This window comes from Arthrobacter sp. CAL618, assembly GCF_000468215.1.
Taxonomy (GTDB): Bacteria; Actinomycetota; Actinomycetes; order Actinomycetales; family Micrococcaceae; genus Arthrobacter_D.
The window spans coordinates 14,449-15,947 of sequence record NZ_ASZW01000193.1; the positions used below are offsets into that span (position 1 = coordinate 14,449).

The window sequence follows — 1,499 nt, forward strand, 5'->3', positions numbered from 1 at the left end:
CCCGCCAATCCGACGCGTGAACCTCATTGAGCGCGGGGTCGCCCGGCGGGAGCCCCCGCGCAGGAATGACAGAATGGACCAGTGAGTTTCTTAGCTGAACCCCCGGCAGCCGAACGGCGGGTCGAGGTCGATCTGGACGCAGTGCGTCACAATGTCAGGCACATCGCCGACGTCGTCAGCCCGGCCCGCGTCATGGCGGTAGTGAAAGCCGACGGCTACGGGCACGGCGCCCGGCAGGTGGCTCGCGCCGCCCTGGAATCCGGTGCCGCCTGGTTGGGCGTCGCCCACATCTCGGAGGCGCTGGACCTGCGTGAAGCAGGCATCGAAGCACCCATCCTCGCCTGGCTGCACACCGTCGAATCCGATTTCGGGGCGGCCATCAGAAACGGTATCGACATTGGTGTCTCCGGATGGGAACTCGACCACGTCGTGGCAGCGGCCCGGCGCCAGCAACTGCCCGCGCGGATCCAGCTGAAAATCGACACCGGGCTGGGACGCAACGGCTGCCCACCGGAACTGTGGGACACGCTGATCGGCCGGGCGCTGGAGCAGCAGGAGGCGGGGCTCCTCCGGGTGGTCGGGGTCTTCTCCCACCTGGCAGTCGCCGACGAACCGGACCGCCACGAAACGGACGACCAGGTCCGCCGCTTCCGTGCGGCGGTTGCGGTGGCCGAGGACGCCGGCGTCGACGTCGAACTCCGCCACCTCGCCAACACCCCCGGCGCACTGTCCCGCCCAGACACGCACTTCGACCTGGTGCGGGTGGGGCTCGGCATCTATGGGCTCTCACCGTTCCGCGGCCAGAGTTCGCAGGGGCTGGGCCTGCGCCCCGCAATGCGATTCGTCACCTCGGTGGCCAACTGCAAGGAAGTACCCGCCGGGCAGGGGGTCTCCTACGGCCTCAGCTACCGCACCACCCAACCCACAACGCTAGCGCTGATCCCGGTGGGCTACGCCGACGGCGTCCCCCGGGTCGCCACCGGTGCACCGGTGCTGGTGGATGGGCGCCAGTACCCGGTGGTGGGCCGGATCGCCATGGACCAGCTGGTCATCGACCTGCAGACCACCGGAATTGCCGGCACCGGGCGAAGCCCGCTGGGCCACCCGGCGGTGCTGTTCGGCGGCGGCCCCGACGAACCGTCGGCCGACGCTTGGGCTGACGCCAGCGGCTCGATCAACTACGAGATCGTGACGCGGATCAGCGGCCGCGTCCCCCGCACCTACCTCAACGACACGAGCGCCAATGCAGACCAGTAGCGGGCACAGCGGACCGGCGTGGTCCCGGAGTTTCACCGTGCACTCGGCCGCCGGACTGCAACGGTTCGCCGCGGCGCTCGGCGGCGACCTGGCGGCCGGTGACCTGCTGATCCTCACCGGCGGACTCGGTGCCGGGAAGACCACCTTCACCCAGGGGCTGGGCGTTGGCCTTGGCGTCCGGCCGGGGATCATCTCTCCTACCTTCGTCCTCGTCCGCGTGCACCCACCGCTGGCCAGCGGGC

General features: G+C 70.0%; 3 protein-coding genes (1 of these 3 running past the window's edge). All 3 read left to right on the top strand.

The features are described 5' to 3' along the window. A protein-coding gene (locus K728_RS0111690; RefSeq protein ID WP_024476827.1) for a carbohydrate kinase family protein crosses the window boundary here: on the top strand, window positions 1-30 show its 3' portion. The gene continues 1,062 nt to the left of window position 1, outside the view; only the last 30 of its 1,092 coding nucleotides appear in the window; its start codon lies off the left edge, out of view; the stop codon is at window positions 28-30. Window positions 31-81: 51 nt separating this feature from the next. Continuing rightward, window positions 82-1,257, top strand: coding sequence for an alanine racemase (gene alr, locus K728_RS0111695; protein ID WP_024476828.1), 1,176 nt, complete (start codon window positions 82-84; stop codon window positions 1,255-1,257). Next, on the top strand, window positions 1,244-1,499 hold a 256-nt coding region (locus tag K728_RS19280), incomplete at its 3' end, for a tRNA (adenosine(37)-N6)-threonylcarbamoyltransferase complex ATPase subunit type 1 TsaE (RefSeq protein ID WP_035747944.1). The genes alr and K728_RS19280, both read left to right, overlap by 14 nt.